Origin of the sequence: Mycobacterium sp. (assembly GCF_049585075.1) — a bacterium.
Taxonomy (GTDB): Bacteria; Actinomycetota; Actinomycetes; order Mycobacteriales; family Mycobacteriaceae; genus Mycobacterium.
Genome location: NZ_JBAUZA010000320.1, coordinates 1 through 3,435, shown reverse-complemented (window position 1 = coordinate 3,435; position 3,435 = coordinate 1). Strand labels below are relative to the sequence as shown.

The window sequence follows — 3,435 nt, the reverse complement described above, 5'->3', positions numbered from 1 at the left end:
GTCCTGCTGCAAGGTGGCCCACAATCCGGCGGCATGCAGCTTGGACACGTCGGTTTCCATGGATTCCCGGCTGCCCGATGACACCACCGCTTTGCCCTCGTTGTGGACCTGCAACATCAGCTTGGTGGCGTGCGGCTCGCTGTAGCCAAACAGCTTCTGGAACACATACGTCACGTAGTTCATCAAGTTGACCGGGTCGTCCCACACGATGGTCACCCAGGGAGCGGCGGTGGTCTCGACCGAGTCGGCTTCCCGTTGCCCGGTGGTCCCGGGTTTTGTCGGGGCTGACGCAACCATGGCTTCTAGGATAGCGAGCCACGGCAACGAATCCGATGCCCCAGATACGGTGGGCCGTGTGAACGACTCGGGTTTAGTCGGGCTGCTGACCGACAGATACGAGTTGACGATGCTGGCCGCGGCGCTGCGCGACGGCACCGCCGATCGCCGGACCACCTTTGAGCTGTTCGCCCGCCGGCTGCCCGCGGGGCGACGTTACGGCGTGGTGGCAGGGACGGGCCGGTTCTTGGAGGCCCTGCCCGAATTCAGATTCGACGATGTTGCGTGCGAATCGCTAGCCGACTTTCTCGACCGGGATACGCTGGCCTACCTGCGCGACTTCCGGTTCGGTGGTGATGTCGACGGCTATTCCGAGGGCGAGCTGTATTTCCCTGGCTCGCCGGTGCTTTCGGTCAGCGGCAGCTTCGCTGAATGCGTGGTACTTGAGACGCTGGCCCTGTCAATCTTCAACCACGACAGCGCCGTTGCGTCGGCCGCCGCGCGAATGGTCAGCGCAGCCAAGGGGCGGGCGTTGATCGAGATGGGCTCACGTCGCACCCACGAGCGTGCCGCAGTCGCCGCGGCCCGCGCTGCCTACATCGCCGGCTTCGCCGCGTCATCGAACCTGGAGGCTCGCCGCCGCTATGGGGTTCCGACGGAAGGCACCAGCGCGCACGCGTTCACGCTGCTGCACAGCGGCGCCGACAAGCCCGACGAGCTGGCCGCGTTCACCGCACAGGTCGACGCACTGGGTCCCGGCACCACGCTGCTGGTCGACACCTACGACGTGACGACCGGTGTGGCCAACGCCGTGGCAGCCGCCGGGACTGAGCTTGGCGCGGTGCGCATCGACTCCGGGGAGTTGGGCGTGCTGGCTCGTCAGGTTCGCGAGCAGCTCGACCGGCTGGGGGCGACGCAGACCCGCATCGTGGTTTCGGGCGATCTGGACGAATTTTCAATTGCCGGATTGCGCGCCGAACCGGTGGACAGCTACGGCGTGGGCACCTCGCTGGTTACTGGTTCAGGCGCGCCGACGGCGAACATGATCTACAAGCTGGTCGAAGTGGACGGCATCCCGGTCGAAAAGCGCAGTCCCCGAAAAGAGTCGCACGGCGGCCACAAAGAGGCGCTGCGGCTATGCCGACCGACCGGCACGATCACCGAAGAGATCGTGCATCCCGCGGGGCATCGGCCCCCAACCACTGAACCGTCTCGGGTGTTGACAACTTCACTGATGCGCAACGGAGAGCCAGTGATCGACCTGGATATCGGCGCGGCGCGCGACCTGGTGGCGTCGGGCTTGCGAAGCTTGCCGTGGGAGGGTCTGATGTTGTCGCACGGCGATCCGGCGATCCCCACGATGCAGATTGCCACCCCGCACCCGCACCAGGAGTAACCACGTCCGAAGACTTGGCGGCGTCAGTACCCAACCTGCTGACCACTGCGGTTGCCGCGCTGGGTGGCAGCGAACGCAGCGGCCAACTGGAGATGGCCACCGCGGTTGCCCACGCGTTCGAAGCCGGCGAACACCTGGCGGTGCAGGCTGGAACCGGCACCGGAAAGTCGCTGGCTTACCTGGTTCCTGCGATTGTCCGGGCGGTCTCCGATGAGACGCCTGTCGTGGTGTCCACCGCGACGATCGCCCTGCAGCGCCAACTGGTTAGTCGCGATCTGCCCCAGCTGGTCGACGCGCTGACCGATACGCTACCCCGTGCACCGCGATTCGCGTTGCTCAAAGGCCGTCAGAATTACTTGTGCCTGAACAAGATTCACAACGGCGCCGCCGGGAGTTCGGATGGTGAACCGCAGGACGAGCTTTTCGAGCCGCAGGCAGCCACCGCATTGGGTCGCGACGTGCAACGGCTCACGGCTTGGGCGTCGACGACGGAGTCTGGTGACCGCGACGACCTCAAACCCGGCGTAACCGACCGCTCCTGGTCTCAGGTCAGCGTGTCCGCGCGGGAATGCCTCGGCATGGCGCGCTGCCCGTTCGGCACCGAATGTTTCGCCGAACGCGCACGCGCCACGGCCGGCCAGGCCGACATCGTCGTCACCAACCACGCGCTGCTGGCCATTGACGCTGTCGCCGACTCGGCCGTGCTGCCCGAACACCGGCTACTGGTTGTCGATGAGGCACACGATCTGGTCGACCGCGTCACCGCGGTGGCCACCGGCGAACTGACTGCGACCGCCCTCGGGGTCGCCTCGCGGCGCATCACCAGACTGGTTGAACCGGAATTGATGCAGCGGTGGGAACGGGCCTCGGCCAACTTCACCGCGGCGATCCAGAACGCGACCGGCGGCCGCATCGACCACCTCGATGACGAGCTGGCCACTCACCTCACCGCGCTGCGAGATGCGGCCGGCGCGGCGCGTTCGGCGATTGATACGTCGCCTGGCGACGCCAAGGCCGCGTCGGCGCGCGCCGAGGCCGTCGCCAGCCTCATCGAAATCGCCGACGCCGCATCGCGGATGCTGTCGTCGTTCGCACCGGCGCTCCCCGACCGCACCGATGTGGTGTGGCTTGAGCAGGAAGACAACCACGGCTCGACGCGTGCCGTGCTGCGGGTGGCGCCGCTGTCGGTGGCCGGGCTGCTGCGCGGCCGGTTGTTCGCCAACTCGACGGCGGTGTTGACGTCGGCGACGCTGACTGTCGGCGGCTCCTTCGACGCGATGGCGACCGCTTGGGGCTTGGCCGGCACGCAGGATGACACCGAAACGCGTTGGCGTGGAATCGATGTCGGATCACCGTTCGAGCACACCAAAGCCGGGATACTCTACGTCGCTGCCCATGTGCCCCCACCCGGCCGCGACGGCACCGGCTCGGCCGAGCAGCTGAGTGAGATCGCCGAGCTCGTCACCGCCGCGGGCGGACGAACCCTCGGGCTTTTCTCGTCGATGCGGGCGGCCCGCGCCGCCGCCGAGGCGATGGCAGAACGACTTTCGACACCGGTGTTGTGCCAAGGCGACGACAGCACCGCCGCGCTCGTCGAGCAGTTCGCTGCCGATCCGGCGACATCGTTGTTCGGCACGTTGTCGCTGTGGCAGGGCGTCGACGTGCCCGGGCCGTCGTTGTCGTTGGTCATCATCGACCGCATTCCGTTTCCGCGGCCCGACGATCCGCTGCTGTCCGCCCGGCAACGTGCGGTGGCCGCGCGC

General features: G+C 67.1%; 3 protein-coding genes. 2 read left to right on the top strand and 1 reads right to left on the bottom strand.

Translation table 11 applies throughout. The annotated features are described in order from the left end of the window. The coding region (clpS, locus tag WB785_RS15340; protein ID WP_424080181.1) for an ATP-dependent Clp protease adapter ClpS at positions 1-297 on the bottom strand (297 nt) is incomplete at its 3' end. Between the two features lie 58 nt (positions 298-355). Here clpS and WB785_RS15335 point away from each other — a divergent pair. Both WB785_RS15335 and WB785_RS15330 read left to right on the top strand, forming a co-directional pair. Continuing rightward, positions 356-1,672, top strand: coding sequence for a nicotinate phosphoribosyltransferase (locus tag WB785_RS15335; protein WP_424080180.1), 1,317 nt, complete (start codon positions 356-358; stop codon positions 1,670-1,672). Positions 1,673-1,686: 14 nt separating this feature from the next. Continuing rightward, positions 1,687-3,435 (top strand): ATP-dependent DNA helicase (locus tag WB785_RS15330; RefSeq protein WP_424080179.1); only part of this gene is annotated, 1,749 nt, incomplete at its 3' end.